The sequence below is a fragment of the Ruania zhangjianzhongii genome (genome assembly GCF_008000995.1).
GTDB lineage: Bacteria > Actinomycetota > Actinomycetes > Actinomycetales > Beutenbergiaceae > Ruania > Ruania zhangjianzhongii.
The window spans coordinates 3,316,667-3,340,731 of sequence record NZ_CP042828.1; the positions used below are offsets into that span (position 1 = coordinate 3,316,667).

Here is a 24,065-nt window from a genome sequence, read left to right on the forward strand (position 1 = left end):
TCAGCCGATCCGCAGGTGCGCCACGAGCCCGTCGCGGAGCCGGAAGACCAGCGGGCCCGTGCCGTTGTAACCGTTGCCGGTGACCCGAGCGGTCAGGACAAATGTATCCGGACGGTCACCGTCCTCGATGCCGAGCACCTCGAAGTGGGCCTGGACACCGATGTTGTCGGTTCGATCCCAGGCGCGTACACCGTCACGACCGGTGAACTCGCGACCCCAGTCGTAGACGCTCCCGTCCGGAGTGAAGGCCGCCACGAAGGTGTCCGAGTCGCCTGCGTTGGTGGCCTCAACGAAGGCCCTGATCGCCCGAGGAAGTTCGATGTTGTGCATGGTGCTTCTCCTCATGCGCCGTAACCGGTGGTGCGGACCTGCGGGAGTTGGCCGAAGCCGAGCCGAGTGACGTACTGCTGCTGCGGCTGCCACATTACTTCGTTGACGCTGGCCACGCCGGCTGCACTGACGTCGACGGCGGTCCGGAACGGACGAGTGCCGTAGCTACTCCAGGTACCCGGTCACTGGATCGACACCGTCCAGAAAGGCGCGAATCGACTTGCGATGATCTGCCATCGACCGCGGCCCATCCTCATTCCTCGTGGAGCCGAAGCCGTAGTCACCCTGATGTCGCCCACCGACCCACAAGAAATCGCACTCTCGACCACGTTCCCGAACCTCAAACGTCTCACCGTCGACGGTGATCACCTTGACGTCCATCGACCCCTCCCAGCGTCCGCACTGACTGCAGTGAACTCGGTAGGTCAAGCCAACGGTGCGGCCTGACCCGGCGAATCCGCGGGTGGCGTGCCATCGAGATGTACTCCGCCGCCACGATGGGTAGGTTCGACCTGTGACTACACCGAGCCCCACCCCCGCTGCCCCGATCGGCCGGATCCCCGTCCTGGACGTCGGACCGAGTGTGGAGAACGGCCGCTGGCCCACCAAGGCGGTGGTCGGTGAGGCGATTCCCGTGCGGGCGACCGTGTTCCGGGAGGGGCACGATGCGGTGGCCGCGACCGCAGTGCTGGTCCGCCCGGACGGCACCGACCACTCCCGGGCACAGATGCGAGACATCTCCCCCGGCCTCGACCGGTACGGGGCCTGGCTGGTGCCGGACGCCGAAGGCGACTGGGGATTCCGGGTGGAGGGCTGGTCCGACCCATACGGCACCTGGCGCCACGACGCTGTGCTGAAGGTGCACGCGGACGTCGACACCGAGGTGATGCTCACCGAAGGGGCCCTCCTGCTGCAGCGGGCCGCCGCGGAGCTGACCCTGACCGACGCCCAGTCCCAGGTGCTCACCGATGCTGTCACCGCGCTGCAGGACGCCGGCCGGCCGGCGCTGGCCCGGCTGGCCGCCGGCACCGCCCCGGAGGTGCAGGAGGTGCTCACCGAGGTGCCGTTGCGGGACTACGTGTCCACCTCAGCGACCTACCCCCTGGTGGTGCACCGCGAACGGGCACTGTACGGCTCCTGGTACGAGATGTTCCCCCGCTCGGAGGGGGCTCACCAGGACGAGACCACCGGCGAGTGGCACTCCGGCACGCTGCGCACAGCGGCCGAGCGCCTCCCCGGGATCGCGGCGATGGGGTTCAACGTGGTCTACCTCACCCCGGTGCACCCGATCGGGACCACCAACCGCAAGGGCCGGAACAACACGCTGGTCGCCGAACCGGCCGATCCGGGCTCCCCCTACGGCATCGGCGCTGCCGACGGCGGGCACGATGCGATCCACGCCGACCTGGGCACCTTCGACGACTTCGACCACTTCGTCGCCCGCGCGCGCGAGCTGGGCCTGGAAGTGGCCCTGGACATCGCGCTGCAGGCTTCTCCGGACCATCCGTGGGCGAGCGAGCACCCGGAGTGGTTCACCACCCGGGCGGACGGGTCGATCGCCTATGCGGAGAACCCGCCGAAGAAGTACCAGGACATCTATCCCCTGAACTTCGACAACGACCCCGAGGGCATCTACACCGCCGTCCGGGCGATGCTGCAGGTCTGGATCGACCATGGCGTCACTCTGTTCCGGGTGGACAACCCGCACACGAAGCCGCTGACCTTCTGGGAGCAGATCCTCGCCGATGTGGCCCGCGCCCACCCGGAGGTGATCTTCCTCTCCGAGGCGTTCACCCGGCCGGCGATGATGCGCACCCTGGGGATGCTCGGCTTCCACCAGTCCTACACCTACTTCACCTGGCGGCACTCCAAGACCGAGCTGGCGGAGTACTTCACCGAGGTCAGCGGTGACCTGGCCGCGGTGATGCGGCCGGCGTTCTGGCCCACCACGCACGACATCCTCACCCCGTACATGCAGCAGGGCGGACCGGCAGCGTTCGCGATCCGCGCAGTGCTGGCCGCCACCGGCTCCCCCACCTGGGGCATCTACTCCGGGTACGAGCTGGCCGAGAACGTCGCCCGGCCCGGTGCCGAGGAGCAGATCGACAACGAGAAGTACGAGTACAAGCCGCGGGACTGGGAGGGGGCCACCCGCACGCACGGGCTCACCGATCTGCTCACCCAGCTGAACCGGATCCGTCGTGAGCACCCTGCCCTGCAGCGGCTGCGGAACCTCACCGTGCACCCCACCACCGATGACGCCACGTTCTGCTTCTCCAAGCATCTGCCCGCTGCGCACTCCCCCACCGGGCAGGCGGACACGGTGATCGTGGTGGTGAACCTGGACCCGTTCACCTCCCGGGACTCCCTGATCCACCTGGACACCGCAGCCCTCGGTCTCGGTGAGCAGGGCGAGTTCACCGCCCATGACGAGCTCACCGGGGAGAGCTACGCCTGGGGACCGGTGCCGTTCGTGCGACTGGACCCACACGGGCGGTGCGCACACATCCTCGAGGTGAGGCATCGATGAGCACAGCGTTCGCACCGGCCCGCCGGCCTGGACTGACCGAGGATCCGCACTGGTACCGCACGGCGGTGTTCTACGAGGTGCTGCCGCGCGCCTTCTCCGATTCCGACGGTTCCGGCACCGGCGACCTGCGGGGTCTGATCGCCCGGCTCGACTATCTGCAGTGGCTCGGCGTGGACTGCCTCTGGCTGCCACCGTTCTACCCCTCCCCGCTGCGCGACGGCGGCTACGACGTCTCGGACTACACCGCGGTGGCCGACGAGTACGGCACGATCGAGGACTTCACCGAGCTGGTGGCGGCAGCGCACGAACGCGGGATCCGGATCATCATCGACCTGGTGATGAACCACACCAGCGATACCCACCCGTGGTTCCAGTCCTCCCGGTCCAACCCGGACGGCCCGTACGGGGACTTCTACGTCTGGGGCGAGGACCCGGAGCGGTATCCGGACGCGCGAATCATCTTCGTGGACACCGAGGTGTCCAACTGGACCTTCGACCCGGCACGCCGGCAGTACTTCTGGCACCGGTTCTTCTCCCACCAGCCCGACCTGAACTACGAGAACCCGCGGGTACGGGCGGCGATGTTCGACGTGGTCCGGTTCTGGTTGCGTACCGGGGTGGACGGGTTCCGCCTCGATGCGGTGCCCTACCTGTTCGAGGAGGAGGGCACCGACTGCGAAAACCTGCCGGCCACGCACGAGTTCCTCGCCGCGGTGCGCGCGATGGTCGATGCCGAGTTCCCCGGCCGGCTGATGCTCGCCGAAGCGAACCAGTGGCCGGCCGACGTGGTGGCCTACTACGGCACCGAGGACGCGCCGGAGTGCCACATGTGCTTCCACTTCCCGGTGATGCCGCGGATCTTCTACGCCCTCCGGGAGCAGTCCGCGCGCAGCATCGCCCAGATCCTCGCCGACACTCCCCCGATCCCTGCTGGCGCCCAGTGGGGCACGTTCCTGCGCAACCATGACGAGCTCACCCTGGAGATGGTCAGCACCGAGGAGCGTGCCGCGATGTACGGCTGGTACGCCCCGGAAGCCCGGATGCGCGCGAACGTCGGCATCCGCCGCCGGCTCTCCCCGCTGCTGGACAACTCCCGCGCCGAGGTGGAGCTGGCGCACGCGCTGCTGCTCTCCCTGCCGGGCAGCCCGTGCCTGTACTACGGCGACGAGATCGGCATGGGCGACAACATCTGGCTGCCGGACCGGGACGCGGTGCGCACCCCGATGCAGTGGACCCCGGACCGGAACGCGGGCTTCTCCGCCGCCACCGACCCCGGGCGGCTCTACCTGCCGGTGGTGCAGAACCTCACCAACCACTACAACCAGCTGAACGTCGAGGCGCAGCTGGCGATCCCCACCTCACTCCTGCACTGGGTGCGCGGGATCCTCGAGGTACGCCGAGCCCACCCGGTGTTCGGCCTCGGCGAGTATGTGCCGCTGGACAGCGATAACGACGCCGTGCTGGCGTTCCTGCGCCGCGACGAGTCCGAGACGATGCTGTGCGTGGCGAACCTCGCCGCCACCCCGCGCTCCGCCGTCGTCAGCCTGCCCGGACTCGCCGGCCGGAGCCTGCGGGACATCTTCGGGGGAACCTCCTTCCCGCGGGTGGCCACCAGTAGCGGATCAAACAGAGCCGAGCCGACGACGGCGCAGCCCGCCGATACCGGCGACTCACCTTCCGCTGGGGTAGGCCGGGGCGAAGACGGTGAGCTGACGCTCACCCTCGGCTCCCGGGACTTCTTCTGGCTCACCGTGGAGCAGCCGTGAGCGAGCCGGACAGCTCGCTGCTGCTCGACCTGATCGGTGACTGGGTCCGGGAACAGCGTTGGTTCCCGGCGAAGGATGCCGCCGACGCGGAGCTGGACATCCTCACCTCCTTCGACCTGCCGGACCCGTGGGACGAGGCCGCGTGCACAGTCGTGCTGCTGGTGCTGCGCCGCGGTGGCCAGGAGCCGGCCGTGCTGCAGGTTCCGCTGGTGGCCACCGCGAGCTGGGCACCGGACCACGGGCTGATCGCCAGTCTCGGCAAACGAGAGGTCCTGGTGGACGGTCCGCACCACCCGGCGTTCCTGCGCGCCTGGCTGGCCGCCGCGACTCCGCGCCCGGGCGCCACGATCGCGCTGGCGGAGCTGGACCCTTCCGCCGCGCGAGTGCACACCGGTGAGCAGTCGAACACGTCCGTGCGGATTCCCGGGCGGGTGGCCGACGGCGAGACGGCTACCAAGGCGGCGGTGCTGAAGATCTTCCGCGTGCTGGCCGCAGGGCCGAACCCGGATCTCGAACTCGTGGCGGCGCTGCGCGAGGCCGGCTGGCGGCACGTCCCGGACGTGCTGGCCGGCTACTCCCGGTCCTGGCCCGATCCGAGCGGCTCCGCGGTCGCCGGCGACCTCGGCGTGCTCACCGCATTCGTCCCGGCGGCCGAGGACGGGTTCGAGCTGGCCTGCGGCTATGCCCGCACCGGCCGCGACCTGACCCCACTGGCCACCGACCTGGGTGCCTGTGTGGCGCAGCTGCACACCCACCTGCGCACCGCAGTGCCCGCCGAGACCGGCAACCGAGGCGGGCCCGACCTCGCCGGCCAGCTGCGCCAACGCGCCCAGTGGGCACTGGACCAGGTACCGGCACTGGGCGTGTTCGCCGACGGCATCGAGGCGGTGATCGCCGGAGTCGTCGGCGCCCAGGTGCCACCGGACCAGCGCATCCACGGCGACCTGCACCTCGGACAGGTGCTGCACGGCACAGACGGCTGGTACGTGCTGGACTTCGAAGGCGAACCGCTCCGCCCGCTGGCCGAGCGCCGCAGCGCCGACCAGCCACTGCGGGACGTGGCCGGCATGCTGCGTTCCTTCGACTACGCCGCCGCCGTAGGCCGGGCGGCCACTGCGGCCTGGGCCGAGGAGGCCCGCGGATCGTTTCTCGCTGGCTACCGTGCCGAGCGGGCCGATCTCGACGAGACTGTCCTGCGAGCGCTGGAGCTGGACAAAGCGCTGTACGAGGCCGTGTACGAACAGAAGAACCGTCCCGACTGGTTGCCGATCCCGCTGACCGGCATCCGGCGACTCACCGAGGAGCAGACTGTGGCCGAGAACGCACCGCCGGCCGGTGAGCGACTGCTCGCCGGCATCTTTCCCAGCCCGAGCCGCAGCGTGAGTGCACCCGCCGAGGCCAGCCAGGCTGCGCCGTCGACGGCTGAGGCCCGCCCTGCACCGGTGCCGGACAGCGTGCTCGCGACCCTAGCGACAGGCGCGCACTTCGCCCCGCACGATGTGCTCGGACCGCACCTGGACACCGGCAGCGGCGTGCTGACGATCCGCGTGGTGGCGCACCTGGCGACTGCTGTGCAGGTACGCACCGCCGCCGGCAGCCACCCGGCCGAGCACGTCCGGGACGGGATCTGGGCGGCGGCGTTCGATGCCGAGGAGGTGCCGGACTACCGGCTGCAGGTCACCTACGCCGACAACGAGGTGGAGGTCGACGATCCGTACCGGTTCCTGCCTACGCTCGGCGAGGTGGACCAGCACCTGATCGCCGAAGGGCGCCACGAGAAGCTCTGGGAGGTGCTCGGTTCCTGGGTCCGGCACTACCCCGGCACACTCGGCGAGGTCAGCGGCGTCTCCTTCGCCGTCTGGGCGCCGAATGCGCGTGCCGTGCGGGTGGTCGGTGACTTCAACGGCTGGGACGGGCGCGGGGCGATGATGCGCTCCCTGGGCAGTACCGGGGTGTGGGAGGTGTTCCTCCCCGGGCTCGCGGCGGGCGAGCGGTACAAGTACGAGATCTGCGTTGCCGACGGCTCCTGGCACATGAAGGCCGATCCGATGGCCCGCGCTACCGAGGTACCGCCGGCCACGGCGTCGGTGGTTACCGAGAGCAGGTACACCTGGGCGGACCAGGACTGGATGGCCGCCCGCGCCGAGCAGGACCCGCACTCCGGACCGCTGAGCGTCTACGAGGTGCACCTGGGCTCCTGGCGCAAGGAGCTGAGCTATCTCGAGCTGGCCGAGCAGCTGGTGGAGTACGTCACCTGGATGAACTTCACCCATGTGGAGCTGCTGCCGGTGGCCGAGCATCCGTTCGGTGGCTCCTGGGGCTATCAGGTGACTTCCTACTACGCGCCCACGTCCCGGTTCGGCAGCCCGGACGAGTTCCGGTACCTGGTGGACGCCCTGCACCGGGCCGGTATCGGCGTGATCCTGGACTGGGTACCGGCGCACTTCCCCAAGGACGCCTGGGCGCTGGCCCGCTTCGACGGCACCCCGTTGTACGAGGACCCCGACCCGCTGCGCGGCGAGCAGAAGGACTGGGGCACGTATGTGTTCAACTTCGGCCGGAACGAGGTGCGCAACTTCCTGGTGGCGAACGCGGTGTACTGGCTCACCGAGTTCCACGTGGACGCGCTCCGGGTGGATGCCGTGGCCTCGATGCTCTACCTGGACTACTCCCGAGAAGCGGGCCAGTGGCGGCCGAACGCGCGGGGCGGACGGGAGAACCTGGAGGCGATCCAGTTCCTGCAGGAGGCCAACGCCACCGCCTACCGCGCGGCGCCGGGCACGATGATGATCGCCGAGGAATCCACCGCCTGGCCCGGGGTGACCACGCCCACCGAGCACGGCGGGCTGGGCTACGGTCTGAAATGGAACATGGGCTGGATGAACGACACGCTGCGCTACCTGGCCGAGGAGCCGATCAACCGGCGCTACCACCACGGCGAGCTGACGTTCTCCCTGGTGTACGCCTTCTCCGAGCAGTTCGTGCTCCCGCTGAGCCATGACGAAGTGGTGCACGGGAAGGGCTCGCTGTGGCAGAAGATGCCCGGGGATCTGTGGGCCAAGCTCGCCGGGGTGCGGCTACTGCTGGCCTACCAGTGGACCCATCCGGGCAAGAAGCTGCTGTTCATGGGCGGGGAGTTCGCGCAGAACACCGAGTGGAACGAGGCCCAGTCGCTGAACTGGGAGCTCGGAGACACCCCCGGTCACGCCGGGGTGCGGGAGATGCTCCGCCGGCTGAACCAGGTGTACGCCGACCATCCGGCACTGTGGGCCGAAGACTTCTCCCCGGCCGGGTTCGAGTGGCTGGAGGCCAACGACGGCGACCACAACGTGCTCGCGTACCTGCGCAAGGGGCGCGGCGAGGATCTCGTCGTGGTGGCGAACTTTGCCGGCTCGCCGCACGAGGACTACCGGGTGGGGGTGCCCACCGGCGGTACCTGGGTGGAGCTGCTGAACACCGATCATCTGGACTTCGGCGGTTCCGGCGTGGTGAACACTGCGGAGCGGCCCGCCGAGGAGGTGCCCTGGCACGGCCGACCGCAGTCGATCCAGCTCCGTGTCCCGCCACTCGGGGTGACGATCCTGCGCCGGGTCTGAGCGGGAGTCCCACTCTGAAGGCGCCGCCCCCGCGCCATCGGAGGCAACCTGCGGTATCGGAGCCAAGGTTAAACCTCACTCCGACCCCGGAAGGTACCTCCGTGGGGCCGTCAGCCAGCGGAGCGGCTGGTCAGTAGAGGGCGATCGCCAGGTCGCGGCGGGCCTTGACCACCTCGGGGGCGTCGTCGGCAGCGAGCCGGAACAGTTCGAGCAGGCGCACCCGGGCGCGCTCCTTGTCCTCACCGGCAGTCACTCGGATCACCTGCAGCAACCGGGCGAACCCTTCGGCCAGGCGGCCACCGGCCACCTCCAGGTCCGCGGCGGGCAGCTGGGCGTCCAGGTCGCCTGCGGGCGCCTCAGTGGCGTGCTGCAACACCTGGGCGGGGTCGAGCCCGCCGATCCGCTGCAGCAGCTGCACCTGGGCCAATCCGGCGACGGCCTCCGCATCTGCGGGATTCTCCGCGATGGCCCCTTCGAAGGCGGCGACAGCACCATCCAGGTCATCGGCCTCGATCGCGTCGTAGGCGGCCTGAATGTGCGGCGGCAACGGCGGCTCCGCCGGCTCCTGGTCATCGGCGCCGGGTTCCTGGCCGGCGTCCACCGTGCCCGTCACGCCCTGCTCCTGGGCCAGCTGCAGCAGCTGGTCGAGCACCGGGCGCACCTGCTCGGCCGCCGGCGCACCCTGGAACAGCGGCACCGGCTGCCCCTTGATCACCGCGAGCGCCGCCGGCACCGCCTGCACCTGGAAGACCTGCGCCAGCCGCGGATTGGCGGCCACGTCGATCCGGGCGAGGACGAACTTGCCGGCCTGCTCGGTCACCAAGGTCTGCAGGGTGGTGTTGAGCTGGATGCTCTGCCCTTCACCGACCTGCCAGAGCAGGACCACCACGGGCACCTGATTGGACTGCTGGACGACGTCGTTGAAGGTCTCTTCGGTGACGTCCAGGACCAGCCCGGCCGGGGTGTCCGCGCTGGGCGGGGGTGGCGGGGGTGCCGCGAGGGCGGACAGGTCCACGGCGCCGTGCAGATTGATCGACGGAGGAGGCTGCTGAGTCATGGTGTAGATCCTAGTTCGGCTCTGCGGTTCTCAGGCACACCGCTCTTCATCGCGCGGACACTCCCGCGAGACCCCGGTGAGCACCCGCTCGGCGCCGAGGACAGTCACTGCACCGTCCTCGGCATCCTCGGCGGGCACGTACATGGCCACCATGGTGCGGAACGAGGCGATCAGCGAGTCGTCGAGATACTCCAGGAGGCCGTCCTCGGAGTCGAGCGCTTCGATGTGCGGAGAAGGCACGGTGATCTCCGAACCGGAGATCGTCTTGGTGAACTTCTGCCGGGTCCGCATCTCCCCCACCACGATGTAGCCGCCGTCCTCCGTGGCCATCGTGAGCACGGGAGCATCGGTGGCGTGGGTGCGTTGGGAGAACGTCCCGGCTTCGTCGACCACGTCCAGGTTCTCCGCCTCGTCCTGGACCAGACCGTAGAACTCGTCGTCCTCGAGGGCGAAGGAGCCGGCGAAGTCGCTGCCGTCTCCTTCGGTCAGGACGTCCGCGTACTGCGCGATCGCGTCGGTCGGGCTGACCAGGTAACCGGACGCGTCGTCGGCGACCTGTGCGCTGCCGGTTGCCGGTACTGCGGTCGGCGGCATCTCCGAGCCCGGCAGCAGCCGCACCCAGTGGTGAAGCTGGTAGGGCGAGCGCGGGTCCTCCTGCTGCAGGGTGAGCAGCAGGGGCACGTTCGCGCCCTCGGCGATCTCGGTGACCACCATGATCGTGCGCGGCCAGTCCTCTGCAGCGGAGACGATCTCCACCTGCGGGGAGGTGATGAGCGTGCGCGGGGAGTAGGTGCCGTCCCCGTCCGCTGTCGCCTGGGCGAGCGCGTACTCGGCTTCGCGAATCCGCAGCGCCGGATTGGCCATCCGGTCCGACGCCAGCTCGGCGTCGCCCTCCTCGTCCGCAGCGCTGATCGCCTCGCCGAGCTCCTCGAGGACCCGGTCGATCCGCGGCTCGTCCAGAGCGGGCATCGACTCCGGTGCTTCCGGTTGTGGATCCGGTGACGGCACGGGCATGGCGCAACCGGCCAGCAGGCTCAGTGCGGCCAGAGCGGTCAGACCGGCACTCGCGCGGCGAGAGATGCGGCTCATCGGTCCACCTCCTCGTCGTTGCCTCGGTCGTCGGCATCGGGCGCAGACTCGGCGGCCTGGGCACTGTCGCGCTGATCGGCGTCCGGGGTCAGTCCCCAGGTCTGCCGCCAGGAGGCACCGGAGGCCTGCGAGTTCTCCTCGCTCGCGTCGTCGGTGCCCGCGTCGCCAGGTGCGGCCGATTCCGCCGGATCCGTGCTGCTCGCTTCCGCTGCCGCCGGCTGGTCACCTCTGGTCTGAGACTTGCCGCGCCGCTGCCACCAGCGCCGTGGGCGATCCTCATCCTCGGGTGCGGCCTCGGGCGTCGGCTCGCCGGCAGCCTCATCGGGGGCGTCCGCACCCCGCCAGGTCACGCCGGCCGCGCTGGCGGGCTCTGCGCCCAGCCCTCGGCCGGGAGCCGGGGACTCATAGGTGCTGACCGGTCCCGCCTCGCCGCCGGTGCGGCCGCTGCGGACCCAGTCGTCCAGGTCCGTGGCACCGCCGGCCTGCGAGGCCGCGGAGTCTGGCTTCTGCTCGGTCGCTGCCGCAGTGCCGTTCGCGTCGCCGGGTGCGCCGCTGATGATGGCCGTCCAGTCGCCGGGCGCTCCGGTGTCCGTGGCCTCTGCTGGCGTGGCCGCGCTGGTGGTCTCCGGGCCGGAGCCGGCCATCGTTCCGGCGCCGGCTGCGGCAGCTGTGCTGCGCTCGCCCTTTCCGGACCGGGCGGCTTCGCGGAGCTGGCGCCTGGTCAGCGGGGTGCCGTCCTCGTCCGTCGTGGCGGCGGCCGGGGCTGCGACCTCCTCGTCGGCGGAGCGCCGGCGAGCACGCCGTTCCTCACGGCGGACCAGCAGCTCGATGATCAGCCAGACCAGGCCGATCAGGAAGATCACCCCACCGACGATCATCCCGGGCACCATCAGCGGGGTGGTCACCTCGCGCGTCCAGGTCATCGAGACGGTCGGGGCGGGCTCGGTGCCGTCCGTGGCCACCAGCATCATCCAGCGGCCGTCCACCTGGGACCAGTCGTAGGTCAGCTCGCCGGTGTCGGTGACCTCTTCGATCCACAGGTCCGAGCCCGCCGGGTTCGGCACCGTGGCGTCGGCCGGTGCATCCTCGCCGCTGTCGTCGGTGGCGTCGTCAGTGGGTTCGGCACTCGCACTCTCGCTCGGGTCTTCACTGGCGCTCGGGTCTTCGCTCGCGTCTTCGCTGGCGCTCGGGTCTTCACTCGCGCTCGGGTCTTCGCTCGCGCCGTCATCGGAGCCGGTCGAGTCCTCGACGGCGAGGGTCTCCCAGTCGGTCAGTCCGGTGACCTCCTCGTACGGCGACTCACCCAGCCAGGCCCGAACATCGGCCTCCCGGCCCATCGCCAGCACCAGCGGCGTGTCCGCGTCCGGCGCGGTCACCGTCACCGTCACATTCGGGTTCACCGTGGCGAGCACGTTGCCACCGGCCACCACCACCGGGACCTCTGGGTCTTGTGGCAGAGTGGCAGTGACCACCTCATCTGCTCGCCAGATCGTGCCGGACGCGACGCCGGCACCAGCGATGGCAAGTCCGAGCACGATGAGCACGGTCGCGAAGATCCGTCGTAGCACCAGCTCTTCAGCCCTTCTCGTCGATGTCGACCGATCGCCGACGACCCCCCAGAGTACGTGACCCTTCCGTGACATTTCACATCGTGGTGATCCAGAACACGCGCGAGGCAGTGCTGGATCTACGGTTAGGGTGAGTGATAGGGGTGCGTTGCCTTGTGCCGGTGACCGCCCTCCGGCCGCTGGTCCAGCCCGGACTCGGCCCCAACTCCACCCCCGAAATCACGCCAAGGAGCACCTGTGGCTGACGACTCATCGACCTTCCCCGTAGTGATGCGTGGGTACGACCGTGCGCAGGTCGATCAGCGGATTCACGCACTGCAGCGCCAGCTCGCCGAGGCCCGCACCCAAGTGGAGTCCCTGGACGCCTCGAGCATGCAGATCTCCGGTGAGCTGGCTGATGCCCAGGCACAGCTGAAGGAGGCGGAGAAGCCCAGCTATGCCGGCCTGGGTGCCCGGATCGAGCAGCTGCTGCGCTCGGCCGAGGAGCAGTCGGCCGGTGTGCTCACTCAGGCGAACCAGCAGGCCAAGGACATCACCGCCCGGTCCCGAGCCGCGGCAGAGGAACTGACCTCGCAGGCGGAGAACGAAGCCGGCGAGCTGCTCGCGAACGCCCGCCGGGACTCCGAGAGCAGCACTCAGCGCGCGGCCAGCCAGGCCGAAGGCACTCTGCTCGCCGCGCAGCGCAAGGCCGAGGAGCTGGTGGCTTCCTCCGAACGGGAGGCCGCACGGATCTCCAGCGTCGCCCGCACGGAGCAGAGCGAGAAGCACGCCAGCCTCGAGCGCGAGCTGGGTACCGCCCGCGCGGAGGCGGAGAAGGAGATCGCCGAACGCAAGGTGGAGTCGGAACGGACCGCACGCGAGCTGAAGTCCACGAGCGAGACCGAGGCCGAAGAGGTGCGCAGCCGCGCCAAGGCCGAGGCGCAGGCCGCTCGGGAGGAAGCCCAGCGGGAGGCCTCCTCGACGATCGCCCAGGCTGAGGACGAAGCCGCGGAGATCCTCCGCCAGGCGAATGCGGACGCGGAGGAGATCCGGCGGTCGGTCGCGCAGATGCGTGAGGACGCGGAGCTGGAGATCGCTGAACGTCGGGCGGCCTCGGAGGAGTCGGACGCCGCACTGCACGCGCAGGCCAAGGCGGACACCGACGAGATGATCGCCAGCGCTCAGGCGCACGCCCAGGAGGCGGAGGCTCGGGTGGCCGAAGCACTGGCCAAAGCCGAAGAGCTCCGGTCCTCTGCGGAGACCCAGGCCGAGCAGATCCTCGCCGACGCCCGTAGCAGCGCCGACCGGGTGACCCGGGAGACCCGCGAGGCGGCAGACCGGTACCGTGCCGACACCGCAGCCGAGACCGACCAGGAGCGCCGCACCGCTCAGCGACAGGTGGACGAGCTGGACCGGCAGCGGGAGTCGATCACCGGGTACCTGGACGAGCTGCGGGCGCTGCTCGGGGCCGGACAGGTGGCCGAAGCGGCCGACCTGGCGGTGCCGGAGGCCGACCCTGAAGCTGCCAACGGTGCCGAGGCCGCAACCGAGGACGCCGAGGCCGACTCGGCCAGTGCCGCCGAGGATGCCGAGGTACTCGCGGAGGAGCCCGCCGCCGAGAACGCGAGCGCAGACCTGACCGAGGATGCCGTCGTCGCGGACGAGCCGAGCGGTGTCGACCAGACCGCAGACGCACACGCAGTCGAACCGGACGCCGCGACTGCAGACGCAGCGGATCTAGACACCGCTGCGGCGGAAACCCCGGAGGAGCCGGCCCAGGCCTCGAGCACCGCCGATGGTGACACCGAGGTGATGGACGCCGTCGTCGACGGTGAGCAGGAGTCCTCGAAGCAGAGCTGAGCGGTCCGCTCAGCGCACCATCCGTACAGTCCGCAGGTCGCCCCAGCGCTGGACCTGCTGCTCGGTGCCGTCCAGGTCGAACCCGTGCTTGCGGTAGAACGCGACCGCTCGCGGGTTGCCCGCCGCCACCCACAGGTAGCAGGGGGCGTCGCCCACGGCGAGCTGCAGCAGGTTCGCCGCCGTTCCCAGGCCGTACTCAGTGGCGCGCACGTACAGCCCCCACAGGCGGAGCGCTCGGACCTCCTGGGTGCCGGTGGCGGTCGCACTCGCGAAGCCGACCGCCGCGCCGTCCCGGTGGGCCAGCCAGACGGCGTCCCCGGTCGGGTCGCTGAGCCGGGCCTGCCACTCGCTCAGCCCGTGCTCGCGCTGGTGGGAGAACACCTCGTCGGGCACCAGCTCGGCATAAGCCTCCCGCCAGGTGTCGCAGTGCAGCTCGTGCAATGCGTCAGCGTCGCCGGCATGTGCCGGTCGGATCCGTGCGGCGGGTGGTGCGGCAGTCATAGTCGCCCAGCATAAGAGGCCCGCCCTACCGCTGCGCCACCGCTTACCCTGGGAAGGTGAGCACCGACTGGGCCCAGCAGCGCACCGAGGCCGCCCGCGAGCATGAGCGGCGCCTGGAGCAGCGCCGTCGCGCGCAGAGCGAGCGGGCCCGCGCTCTGCTGCACACGTTCGTGGCAGCCGCCCGCGCCGCAGACCTGCCCACGGAGCCCCTGGTGGTCAAGGGGTACGGGAACCGCGGCAGCGCCCGCACGCCGCTACGCGGCTGGTACCTGCGCGTGGACCGGACCAGCGCCGTCACCCCCACCGGCGACTTCTACGTGCTCACCGCACCGCTGACTGCGTGGGAGCGGCTGCGAGGCACCAGCCCCGAACCCAGCGACCCGCCGCTGGTGCTCGGTGCCGGCGGCAAGGATGGCGACTCGATCGACCTTGCCGACGCCCTCACCCGACTCCTACCCGGCTGGGACGCTGCTACACCCTGATGCCGTAGGTGAAGCCTGGGAGGACCGCCCGGGAGTGGGCCACCGAGCCGTTCAGGTGCTGCGGCACGGCTCGGGCCGCGCCATCGGCGAGCTGGACGAAGCCGGCCCGGTGGGCGGCGGCAGCGATCTGGGCGGTCACCTGCTCCGGCGGGGTCCTGCCGGTGCCGGCGAACCAGATCCAGGCCCGCCCGTTGGTGGTGATGCGCAAGATCTTGCCCCGGCTGAACTGTGGCTGGAGCGGCGGCGGGCCGATGAGGTAGATGCCCTGATGGATCCACGCCCCGCTGCGGATGGTGTGAAAGATGCCCTTCGGCGGGATGCCCAGGCTGAGACCGATGCGCCGGGTGCCGGTGACCGGCGTGATGCTGCCGGGCATGATCTCCTCGTAGCGCAGCACGTACGGCCGCAGGAACAGCGCCGTGGACCCGATCAGCAGACCGCGCTCACACACGGCGAGCGTCTCCCCGCGGATCAGGGCGTAGAAGCCCAGCACCAGCACTGCCATGACGGCCGGGAAGAGCAGGTTCAGCATCGGGTCCGGATCGGGGTTGACCGCCGCGGAGGACAGGGTCAGCAGCCAGAACGCGAGGCAGATCAGCTTCGTCCACACCCCGGGGCGGCTGTAGTGGACGGCGATCGGTGCGCCCAGCTCATCGGCGTGCCGGCGCAGCGCACGGCGGGCCCTCACGCCGTGGCGCGGGCGTACAGGTCGGACAGGGCGGCCGCCACCTCGTGAGGTGACTCGAGCGCGCTGAGGTGACCTGCGCCGTCGACCTCGATCACCTGCGTACCCAACGCGGTAGCCATCTCCTCGTGCTCGGCCAGGCTCGCCGTCGCATCCTGCGCGCCGCGCAGCACCAGGGCGGGCACGTCCAGCCTGGTCAGCGTCGCCAGTCGGTCTGCTCGGGCGGCCATCGCGCGTTGCGCCCACGCGATTCCCGACGGCGAAGCATGCCTCAGCCAGCCCGCCACCTCAGTCCGGACTGCTTCGGGCGCGCCCGGGGCGAGCAGGGAGTCCAGCATCGGCGCCACCGCCCGGGCACCGGCCTCGCCGAGGGCGTCCTCGGCCATCTGCAGCCGGTCGACCCGCTTGTCCTGAGGGTCTGCGCCGGCCTTGGTGTCCAGCAAGCCAATACCGGCGAGCAGGTGCGGGTGGCGCTGCGCCAGCTCCAGAGCGGCATAGCCGCCCATCGAGAGTCCAGCCACCACAGCGCGGGCCATCCCCGCATGCTCGAGCGTTGCGGCGACAGCGTCGGCGTAGGCGTCGAGACCGCCGTCGACCGGGGGTGAGGCGCCGAAGCCGGGGGCGTCGATAGTGATCACCGGCAGCTGCGGCGCGGCCGAGATCGTGTAGGCCCACATCCGCGAGTCCAGCGGGAAGCCGTGCAGCAGCACCAGGGGCGGTGCGCCGTCGCTCGGCTCGGGCCCGTACCTGTGCCAGGCGAGCTCATTCACCACGGACCTCCTCCACTCGCCGATCAGGCTACCTGCCGAACCTGTGGCGCACCGGCCGGAACGGTGGTGGGATGGCCTCTGTGGGCGACGAGATCAGCACCCAGACCTTCAGCCGGGAACAGCGACTGCGCTACCGGGAGAAGGTACGTCGGTGCCTCGATGTTTTCGGCGAGATGCTCGCCCACCACCATTTCGACTCCCATCCCGCGCTGACCGGCCTGGAGGTCGAGCTGAACCTCGTGGATGCTGGCGCGCAGCCGTCGATGAAGAACGCTCAGGTGCTCGCCGCGATCGCCGACCCGGCCTTCCAGACCGAGTTGGCCCGGTACAACATCGAGTTGAACGTACCGCCCCAGCCGCTGCCGGGGGACGCCGTGCTCGATCTCGAGAAGGACATCCGGGCGGCGCTGAACCACGCCGACGATCGGGCCCAGCAACACGGCGCGCAGATCGCGATGATCGGGATCCTGCCCACGCTCCGGCCCGAGCACCTCACCGGGGACTGGATGAGCCCGAACCCGCGCTACCAGGCGCTGGAGGATGCGGTGTTCGCCGCTCGGCGCGAGGACATCGAGCTGGACATCTCCGGGCCGGAGCCGCTGCGGATGCTCACCGCCACGCTCGCCCCGGAGTCGGCCTGCACCTCGGTACAGCTGCACCTGCAGGTCTCCCCCACCGAGTTCGCCCCACACTGGAACGCCGCCCAGATTCTCGCCGGGCCGCAGCTGGCCCTGGGCGCGAACTCGCCGTTCCTGTTCGGTAAGCGGCTCTGGGCGGAGACCCGTACCGAGCTGTTCCTGCAGGCCACCGACACCCGCTCCCCGGAGCTGCGCAACCAGGGGGTCCGGCCGCCGGTGTACTTCGGCGAGTCCTGGATCACCTCGATCTTCGACCTGTTCGAGGAGAACGTGCGCTACTTCCCGGCGCTATTGCCGGAGACCACCGATGAGGACCCGGAGGCGGAGCTGGCCGCCGGGCGCACCCCGCGGCTACAGGAGCTGCGGCTGCACAACGGCACGGTGTACCGGTGGAACCGCCCGGTGTATGACGTGGTGGACGGTAAACCGCACCTGCGGGTGGAGAACCGGGTGCTGCCGGCCGGCCCGACTGTGAGCGACATCCTCGCCAACGCCGCGTTCTACTACGGCGCGATGGAGATGCTCGCCCACGAGGACCGGCCGATGTGGTCGCGGATGTCCTTCTCCGCCGCCGAGGCGAACTTCACCGCCGGCGCGCGGGACGGGGTGGAGGCGATGATGTACTGGCCCGGCTACGGCGAGGTGGGCTGGGACGAGCTGGTGCTGCGCCTGCTGCTACCGCTGGCTGCCGAGGGACTGAGCCGGCGCCGGGTAGCGAGCACAGTGATCGACCGGTTCCTCGGCATCATCGAAGCCCGCTGCAAGCTGCGCCGCAACGGCGCCTGGTGGCAGACCGCGACCGTTGCCGCGCTGGAGGACAAGGGCATGGACCGGGAGCAGGCGCTGACCGAGATGCTGCTGCGGTACATGGACGGGATGCACTCGAACGAGCCGGTGCACACCTGGGAGGTGCCGGCCTGAGCGCGACGGGCGCTCAGCGGGTGCTCGGTGGTCGCTCAGCGGAGGGGGCCGCGGCGGTCCCGGGCGCGCCAGCAGCCGTTGTGCCAGTGCCGCCGGTCCGCGAGCGCAGCGTCGGCACCGAACAGGTGATCCTCGCCCCAGGCGACCACGTGCGCCACCCCGGGCGGGATCTGCTGCTGGCAGCCCGGGCAGAGGTAGCTCTTCGCCGACCCGGTGACGCTGCGCACGTTCCAGCGCTGCCCGTTGCCCCCGGACTCCACCCGGGCACCGCCGCGGAGCAGGGCGTCAGCGTCGAGCTCCGGGTGGGGCTCGCCGTAGGGACGCTTACGGGATCGACGGGCCATCAGTCCATTATGGCCGCCGGCTCTAGGCTCGGAACGTCAGGGGCGGCAACTAGCGACGGGAGACCCGTGCGCCGAGCGCGCCTGGCTTCAGTCACCGGGCCATTCACCGGTCCATCTCTCGAACGCCCGCGCCCCGCCTCGGCTGACTGCAGCTTTGACCACGGCGAAGATCGCACCCTGGATCAACGCGCCGAGGACGACTTCCTTGAACGTGTACTCGGATTCGAGCGCGTTCGGTGGATCGTCATGCTCACCCGGCACCGCGCGTTTCCAGATCTGTTTGAAGACCTGGCTCGCGACGAGGCCGGCAAGCATGCTGGTCACCAGCCCGAACGGCTGGTACAGGATCTTCGCCGACTTGTTCGGATTCTTGTTCTTCTCTGCTGACATCATCAAGCCCTTCGGTTCGGAACTGCGTGGTGGGCGTTGCCGATGCAGCTCACCGGCGCGAATACCGGTAGCGCGTGCTCGCCGGCGGAGGTCATTGTGCGAACCTACGCCCGGGGGTAGGGGGCCGCATCTGCGCGCGGGATGCCCCGCCAGCCGGGAGCACCGTTGAGCTCCGGCCCAGAATACGACCGCGAGCGCAGGCGCGTTCCGGGGCCGCTAGCGTGTCCTTATGCGTGAGCTCCAGAAGGTCATCGTCGCCGAGATGGGCGTTCAGCCCGACATCGATCCTGCTGCCGAGGCGGAACGCCGGGTCGCCTTCCTGAGCGAGTACCTCGCTGCGACCGGGGCGCGGGGCTATGTGCTCGGCATTTCCGGCGGGCTGGACTCCACCCTTGCTGGTCGCCTCGCCCAGCGTGCTGTTCAGCAGCGCCGCGCGGAGGGCGGGGAGGCCGTCTTCGTGGCTGTGCGCCTGCCGTATCGGGTGCAGTTTGACGAGGAGGACGCCCAGGCGGCGCTCGAGTTCGTGGCTGCCGACGAGATGATCACCTACAACGTGGCGCCCGCTGTGGACGCGTTCGAGTCTGAGTACCTGACGGCGACCGGCCACCCGATCTCGGACTTCACCAAGGGCAATACGAAGGCACGGCTGCGCATGGTCGCTCAGTACGCCGCCGCCGGCGACCGCGGCCTGCTCGTGATCGGCACCGACCACGGATCAGAGTCGGTGACCGGATTCTTCACGAAGTTTGGTGACGGTGCTGCCGACGTGCTGCCCCTCTTTGGGCTGAACAAGGGACAGAATCGGCGGGTGCTGCGGGCGATCGGTGGCCCGGAGCGGCTCTGGTCGAAGGAACCGACCGCCGACCTGCTCGACGGCCTACCCGGCCGGCCCGACGAGGTGGAGCTCGGCGTCACGTACGAGTACATCGACGCCTACCTTGAGGGCCGAGAGGTGCCCGATGAAGTGGCCGAGACCATCGAGGCAGCCTGGCGGCGCACGCGGCACAAGCGGACCGTGCCTGTCACCCCGCAGCACACGTGGTGGAAGGGGTGATCCTGGCCTCGCTCCTGTCCTGGCAGCCGATGCTCCCCACGCCCGAAACGACCGCCAGCTGCAGAGGTTGAGAAGATCAGCGGGTCGGGGCCAGCTCGTCCGTGGAGGTCCGCTCGGACTCCGGTCCCGGATCATCTGCCTCGGCGGGATCGCTGGGCACCGTCGTCCGGCTCGGCTGCTCGGAGGCGACCGAGAGGCTGCCCGTGGTCGGTTCGGCCTCCGATGAGCGCTCGATCCGGGTGGCCAGCGGCTTCTCGTGGACGAACATCAGCAGCACAGCGGCGATCAGGCCCAGCGGGGCGATCCACAGGAAGATCGGGGTCAGCGCGTCCGAGTAGGCGGTGATCACCAGGTCATGCACCGGCTCAGGCAGCCCGGACACAACGGCTGGGGTCAGGGAATCTGCGCTGCCCATCTGGCCGGCACTCGCTGCGGGCAGGCGCTCGGCCATCAGGCTGACCAGCCGTGAGGCGAACAGACTGCCGACCAGGGAGGAGCCGAGGGTGGCCCCAATCTGGCGGAAGTAGTTGTTCGAGGCGGTGGCGGTGCCAACCATCGTGATCGGGAAAGTGTTCTGCACGATCAGCACGAGGTTCTGCATCGCCAGGCCCAGGCCGACACCCAGCAGCCCCAGGTAGGCGCAGGCCAGCCACAGCGGCTCGTGGGGATCCATCTGGGAGAGCAGGACCATGGCAGCAGCGATGGAGAGCGCGCCGGCCACCGGGTACCACTTGTACCGGCCAAACCTGGAGACCAGGGCACCGGAAGTCGTGGAGGTGATAAGCATCGCGGCCATCATGGGGATCATGGCCAGCCCGGCCACGGTGGCGTCCAGGCCGAAGGACATCTGCAGGTAGGTGGGCATGTAGCCCAGGGCACCGAACATGGCCACGCCGATGAGGAGCCCGGCGATCGTGGTGAGCACAAAGTTGCGCTCCTTGAACAGCGTCATCGGGATCAGCGGCTCGGCGGTTCGCCGCTCCACCAGCACGAAGGCGACGGCGGTCACCACGAACAGGGCGATCAACCCCAGGACGACCGGGTCCGTCCAGGCGTAGGTTCCACCACCCCAGGTGGTCACGAGCACCATGGAGGTCGTGGCCGTGGCAATCAGGGCCATGCCGCCCCAGTCCAGGGTCGGCCGCCCGTGCTGGCGAGGTAGCTTGAGGAAGAAGGTGGCCGCCAGCAGGGCCAGCACGCCGATGGGCAGATTGATCCAGAAGGCCCAGCGCCAGCCAGGACCGTCGGTGAACCAGCCGCCGAGCAGCGGGCCGATCACGGAGGACAGGGCGAAGACGCCGCCCATGACGCCCATGTACTTGCCGCGTTCACGCGCCGGTACCACGTCCGCGATCGCTGCCTGGGACAGGATCATCAGGCCGCCGCCGCCGAGGCCCTGGATGACGCGGGCCACGATCAGTGTGCCCATGTCCGCGGAGAGCCCGCCGACCACGGATCCGATCATGAACACGGAGATGGCGAAGATCAGCAGCGGCTTACGGCCGATCTGGTCGCCGAGCTTGCCGTAGATCGGCATGGCGATGGTGGTGGCAAGGATGAAGGCGGTGATGACCCAGACCATGCTGCTGACGCCGTTGAGCTCACCGACAATCGTGGGCAGAGCCGTGGCGAAGACCGTCTGGTTCAGTGAGGCCAGCAGCATGGCCAGCATCAGGCCGATGAACAGGGGGACGAGCGTTCCCTTCGGGACCGCGGAGACGGGGGCAGACGCGGACCCCTGGCGTGCGTCCCGGGACGTGGTGGTCATGAAAGCTTCCTGTAGAGGTCCTGATAGAGGTCAAGTGCGCCGGCCACGGAGTCCGGCTGGAGCCGCCTGCCCGTGGTGCCCTGCGTGACGATGAGATAGCGCAGGGGGACTCCGGCGGCTGTGGTGAGCATGCGGGCCACGCTTTCGACGCTGTGCCCGGTGAGCCCGTCGGACCAGTCCGGATGCGCAGCCATGGCGTCGGCGAGCACCGAAGAGACGAGGTCCTCGCCCTCGAGCATCATTTCCCGACGCTGCCATAGCAGGTGCGGGAACTTGTCGAGAAGCCGAGACCGGCGGTCCTCGTCCCCCTCGGAGTACGTGCTCCGGGTCACCGTCAGCAGGAGCTCGGTGGTTCGATGGATCAGGCCGTCGCCGTCCAGGAAGTCCTCCGGCAGCTCTGGGACCGTGGGGGCCCGCACGCCGAGGATGGCGTCCTCCTTGGTGGGGAAGTAGTTGAAGAACGTCCGCTGGGAGATCCCGGCCTCACTGGCAATCGCCTCCACGGTGACCTGGGTGGTGTCGTCGTCAAGGGCAAGCTCGGCCGCGGCATCGTGGATCGCATGCCAGGTCTCGACCTTTCTGCGCTCGCGAAGTGAAGTGGTCATCGTGGGGGACATAGATACATTGTTGCGCGACTGCACTTATTGCGCTACTGCATCATGGCGTGTTGTGCGTCACTCACTGCGGGAACCGGCGTACCCGGTGGTTCCCACGCGCCAACAGTGTTCCAACGAGGCAGCGGCGGTCGGCGGCCGAGGGAAACCACCAGAACCCGCTAGTCGCCACAACTCAGGATGACTGGCCCGCCACCGGCGCGCCGCCGCGCCACACCTCGAGCACCTGCAGGTCGCCATCGGTAACGAGCACATCCGCGCGGTAGCCGGCCCGCAGCGCCCCGAACGGCTCCCCGCCGACGGCCGGGCCGATCATCTCGGCCGGAGTGAGCGAAGCCGCCCGCACCGCCGGCACCAGCGGCACGCCGCCGGTCACGGTGGTGCGCAGCACATCCACCAGATGTGCGGTGCCGCCGGCGATCGAGCCGCCCTCGGCGAGCCGGGCCACGCCGCCGGCCACCTCCACGTCCAGACTGCCCAGCCGGTAGCGCCCGTCGCTCATCCCGGCGGCGGCCATCGCATCGGTCACCAGCGCGATGTTCTCCGCTCCCACCAGCGTGAACACGTCCCGGACCAGCTCCGGGTGCAGGTGCACCCCGTCGGCCACCAGCTCCACCACCAGGTCGCCGGCGGCCGCAGCGGCCAACGCCACCGGTACCGGCCCGGGCGTGCGGTGGTGCATCGGCGCCATCCCGTTGCACAGGTGCGTCACCGTGGCCCGCCGGCCGGAGCCGGCCAGCAGGGCGTTCCCGCGTTCGACGGCGGAGCGCATCTGGGCTGCATCGGCGTCGGTGTGTCCGTAGGAGGGCAGGCTTCCGGCGGCCACCAGCGCCTGGATCACCTCGGCGGCCCCGGGCACGTCCGGCGCCACGGTCATCGTCACCAGCCGGCCGTCGAGCGCCTCGGCGAGAGCCGAGACCAGGGAGGGATCGCCGTCGCGCAGGAACTCCGGGTTCTGTGCCCCACACCGGGCCGCGGCCAGGAACGGCCCCTCCGCGTGCACTCCCTCGATCTCACCGGCCGCCACCAGATCGGCGAGCAGTTCGGCGCGGGCCAGCAGCACCTCGTCGGGCGCGGTGACCAGGGAGGCGAGCATCCGGGTGGTGCCGTGCCGGCGGTGCTCGGCGACCGCCTGCTCGGCCTCGGCGCGCCCGCCGGCGTCGGGGAAGCTGGCACCGCCGCCACCGTGGTTGTGCACGTCCACCAGACCGGGCAGCACCAGGCGGTCCGGAGCAGCCACCGGAAGCTGGTCAGCCCAGCGAGCGGGCAGTTCCGCCGCTGGCCCGACCCAGCGGATCAAGCCCTCGGCGCCGGCCAGCACACCGTCGGCGATCTCGGCCTCCGGGGTGATCACGCGACCGCGGATCAGCTGCTCCATGCGAGGGTCCTCTCAGTGGTCCGGCGGGTCAGGCGGTCGAGACAGTCAGAACAGCCGGGACTCCACGTCGTCCAGCCCGCGCATCGCGTCGTAGTCCAGCACCACGCAGCGAATACCGCGGTCGGTGGCGAGCACCCGCGCCTGCGGTTTGATCTCCTGCGCGGCGAACACTCCCGCCACCGGGGTGAGCAGCGGGTCCCGGTTCAGCAGGTCCAGGTACCGGGTGAGCTGTTCCACGCCGTCGATATCCCCGCGGCGCTTGATCTCCACGGCGACCGTCCCGCCCTCAGCGGACCGGGCAAGGAGATCCACCGGCCCGATCGCGGTCGGGTACTCCCGCCGCACCAGGGAGTGCCCGTCGCCGAGCAGCCCGATCTGCTCGGCCAGCAGCTTCTGCAGGTGCGCCTCCACGCCGTCCTTGACCAGGCCCGGATCCACGCCCAGGTCATAGCTGTGGTCGTCGATCAGCTCATGGATCGAGACCACCAGCTGATCGTCGGTCTTGGTGCTGGCCACGGTCCACACCGCCTGCACACCGGCCTCGCGCTGGTCCTCGGTCGGTTCGCTCTCCTTCAGCGCACACGGCGGACTCATCCAGTTCAGCGGCTTGTACGAGCCGCCGTCGGAGTGCACCAGCATCGACCCGTCGGACTTGATCATCAGCACCCGCCGAGCCAGCGGCAGGTGGGCCGTCAGCCGGCCGGTGTAGTCCACCGCGCACTCGGCGATCACGAGCCTCACGACT

At 70.0% G+C, this 24,065-nt stretch carries 21 protein-coding genes; 7 read left to right on the forward strand and 14 right to left on the reverse strand.

Annotation, left to right across the window (positions count from 1 at the left end):
- Both FU260_RS15465 and FU260_RS15470 read right to left on the reverse strand, forming a co-directional pair.
- A complete protein-coding gene (locus tag FU260_RS15465) occupies positions 1 to 330 on the reverse strand; it encodes a nuclear transport factor 2 family protein (RefSeq protein ID WP_147917874.1) in 330 nt (109 codons plus the stop codon).
- A gap of 165 nt (positions 331 to 495) precedes the next feature.
- Positions 496 to 711, reverse strand: a complete 216-nt coding sequence (locus FU260_RS15470) for a hypothetical protein (protein ID WP_147917875.1) — start codon at positions 709 to 711, stop codon at positions 496 to 498.
- A gap of 133 nt (positions 712 to 844) precedes the next feature.
- On the opposite strand from FU260_RS15470, the gene FU260_RS15475 reads away from it, so the two are divergent.
- The 3 genes from FU260_RS15475 to glgB are packed head-to-tail and all read left to right on the forward strand — an operon-like array spanning position 845 to position 8,222.
- Positions 845 to 2,860 (forward strand): alpha-1,4-glucan--maltose-1-phosphate maltosyltransferase, encoded by a 2,016-nt coding sequence (locus FU260_RS15475; RefSeq protein WP_147917876.1) that lies wholly within the window; start codon positions 845 to 847, stop codon positions 2,858 to 2,860.
- On the forward strand, positions 2,857 to 4,626 hold the full coding sequence (treS, locus tag FU260_RS15480; RefSeq protein ID WP_147917877.1) for a maltose alpha-D-glucosyltransferase: 1,770 nt from the start codon (positions 2,857 to 2,859) through the stop codon (positions 4,624 to 4,626). The genes FU260_RS15475 and treS overlap by 4 nt, the downstream gene beginning before the upstream one ends.
- The gene (glgB, locus tag FU260_RS15485) at positions 4,623 to 8,222 is read left to right on the forward strand and encodes a 1,4-alpha-glucan branching protein GlgB (RefSeq protein ID WP_147917878.1); all 3,600 of its coding nucleotides are present in this window, start codon (positions 4,623 to 4,625) and stop codon (positions 8,220 to 8,222) included. The genes treS and glgB overlap by 4 nt, the downstream gene beginning before the upstream one ends.
- A 130-nt stretch (positions 8,223 to 8,352) precedes the next feature.
- Here the strand turns inward: glgB and FU260_RS15490 are convergent, their stop codons facing one another.
- Genes FU260_RS15490 through FU260_RS15500 form a run of 3 tightly spaced genes read right to left on the reverse strand, consistent with a single transcriptional unit; the run spans position 8,353 to position 11,936 of the window.
- A complete protein-coding gene (locus FU260_RS15490; RefSeq protein WP_147917879.1) occupies positions 8,353 to 9,279 on the reverse strand; it encodes a tetratricopeptide repeat protein in 927 nt (308 codons plus the stop codon).
- Between the two features lie 30 nt (positions 9,280 to 9,309).
- Entirely contained in the window at positions 9,310 to 10,368 is a 1,059-nt protein-coding gene (locus FU260_RS15495) for a DUF8094 domain-containing protein (protein WP_147917880.1), read from the reverse strand.
- Positions 10,365 to 11,936 carry a hypothetical protein gene (locus FU260_RS15500; RefSeq protein ID WP_147917881.1) on the reverse strand — a complete coding sequence of 524 codons (1,572 nt, stop codon included), beginning with the start codon at positions 11,934 to 11,936 and terminating at the stop codon, positions 10,365 to 10,367. The genes FU260_RS15495 and FU260_RS15500 overlap by 4 nt, the downstream gene beginning before the upstream one ends.
- A 237-nt stretch (positions 11,937 to 12,173) precedes the next feature.
- On the opposite strand from FU260_RS15500, the gene FU260_RS15505 reads away from it, so the two are divergent.
- Complete coding sequence (locus FU260_RS15505; protein WP_147917882.1) at positions 12,174 to 13,775, forward strand: coiled-coil domain-containing protein; 1,602 nt, start codon at positions 12,174 to 12,176, stop codon at positions 13,773 to 13,775.
- A 9-nt stretch (positions 13,776 to 13,784) separates the two neighbouring features.
- On the opposite strand, the gene FU260_RS15510 is transcribed toward FU260_RS15505, so the two are convergent.
- A complete protein-coding gene (locus FU260_RS15510) occupies positions 13,785 to 14,276 on the reverse strand; it encodes a GNAT family N-acetyltransferase (RefSeq protein WP_147917883.1) in 492 nt (163 codons plus the stop codon).
- Between the two features lie 56 nt (positions 14,277 to 14,332).
- Here FU260_RS15510 and FU260_RS15515 point away from each other — a divergent pair, with 56 nt between their 5' ends.
- Positions 14,333 to 14,758 (forward strand): hypothetical protein, encoded by a 426-nt coding sequence (locus FU260_RS15515; protein WP_147917884.1) that lies wholly within the window; start codon positions 14,333 to 14,335, stop codon positions 14,756 to 14,758.
- Here the strand turns inward: FU260_RS15515 and FU260_RS15520 are convergent.
- The gene (locus tag FU260_RS15520; protein WP_147917885.1) at positions 14,748 to 15,446 is read right to left on the reverse strand and encodes a hypothetical protein; all 699 of its coding nucleotides are present in this window, start codon (positions 15,444 to 15,446) and stop codon (positions 14,748 to 14,750) included. The two genes, FU260_RS15515 and FU260_RS15520, sit on opposite strands and share 11 nt — an antisense overlap.
- A complete protein-coding gene (locus FU260_RS15525) occupies positions 15,443 to 16,213 on the reverse strand; it encodes an alpha/beta fold hydrolase (protein WP_235912449.1) in 771 nt (256 codons plus the stop codon). Before FU260_RS15525 ends, FU260_RS15520 begins: the two co-directional genes overlap by 4 nt.
- Positions 16,214 to 16,293: 80 nt before the next feature.
- Here FU260_RS15525 and FU260_RS15530 point away from each other — a divergent pair, with 80 nt between their 5' ends.
- On the forward strand, positions 16,294 to 17,772 hold the full coding sequence (locus FU260_RS15530; protein WP_147919534.1) for a glutamate-cysteine ligase family protein: 1,479 nt from the start codon (positions 16,294 to 16,296) through the stop codon (positions 17,770 to 17,772).
- A 35-nt stretch (positions 17,773 to 17,807) separates the two neighbouring features.
- Here FU260_RS15530 and FU260_RS15535 read toward each other — a convergent pair whose 3' ends face one another.
- Together FU260_RS15535 and FU260_RS15540 are read right to left on the reverse strand one after the other, a co-directional pair.
- Positions 17,808 to 18,116: a hypothetical protein gene (locus tag FU260_RS15535; protein WP_147917886.1), complete on the reverse strand. Its 309-nt coding sequence runs from the start codon at positions 18,114 to 18,116 to the stop codon at positions 17,808 to 17,810.
- A gap of 87 nt (positions 18,117 to 18,203) precedes the next feature.
- Positions 18,204 to 18,509 (reverse strand): DUF4235 domain-containing protein, encoded by a 306-nt coding sequence (locus FU260_RS15540; RefSeq protein WP_235912450.1) that lies wholly within the window; start codon positions 18,507 to 18,509, stop codon positions 18,204 to 18,206.
- Between the two features lie 226 nt (positions 18,510 to 18,735).
- On the opposite strand from FU260_RS15540, the gene nadE reads away from it, so the two are divergent.
- Complete coding sequence (nadE, locus tag FU260_RS15545; RefSeq protein ID WP_147917887.1) at positions 18,736 to 19,560, forward strand: ammonia-dependent NAD(+) synthetase; 825 nt, start codon at positions 18,736 to 18,738, stop codon at positions 19,558 to 19,560.
- 76 nt (positions 19,561 to 19,636) lie between these two features.
- Here the strand turns inward: nadE and FU260_RS15550 are convergent, their stop codons facing one another.
- The 4 genes from FU260_RS15550 to nucS all read right to left on the reverse strand — a co-directional run bounded on the left by FU260_RS15550 (position 19,637) and on the right by nucS (position 24,061).
- Positions 19,637 to 21,328 (reverse strand): MDR family MFS transporter, encoded by a 1,692-nt coding sequence (locus tag FU260_RS15550; protein ID WP_147917888.1) that lies wholly within the window; start codon positions 21,326 to 21,328, stop codon positions 19,637 to 19,639.
- Positions 21,325 to 21,933, reverse strand: coding sequence for a TetR/AcrR family transcriptional regulator (locus FU260_RS15555; protein WP_147917889.1), 609 nt, complete (start codon positions 21,931 to 21,933; stop codon positions 21,325 to 21,327). The genes FU260_RS15550 and FU260_RS15555 overlap by 4 nt, the downstream gene beginning before the upstream one ends.
- Before the next feature lie 184 nt (positions 21,934 to 22,117).
- Complete coding sequence (locus tag FU260_RS15560) at positions 22,118 to 23,320, reverse strand: N-acetylglucosamine-6-phosphate deacetylase (protein WP_147917890.1); 1,203 nt, start codon at positions 23,318 to 23,320, stop codon at positions 22,118 to 22,120.
- A 45-nt stretch (positions 23,321 to 23,365) separates the two neighbouring features.
- A complete protein-coding gene (gene nucS, locus FU260_RS15565; RefSeq protein WP_147917891.1) occupies positions 23,366 to 24,061 on the reverse strand; it encodes an endonuclease NucS in 696 nt (231 codons plus the stop codon).
- Positions 24,062 to 24,065 lie beyond the last annotated feature (4 nt).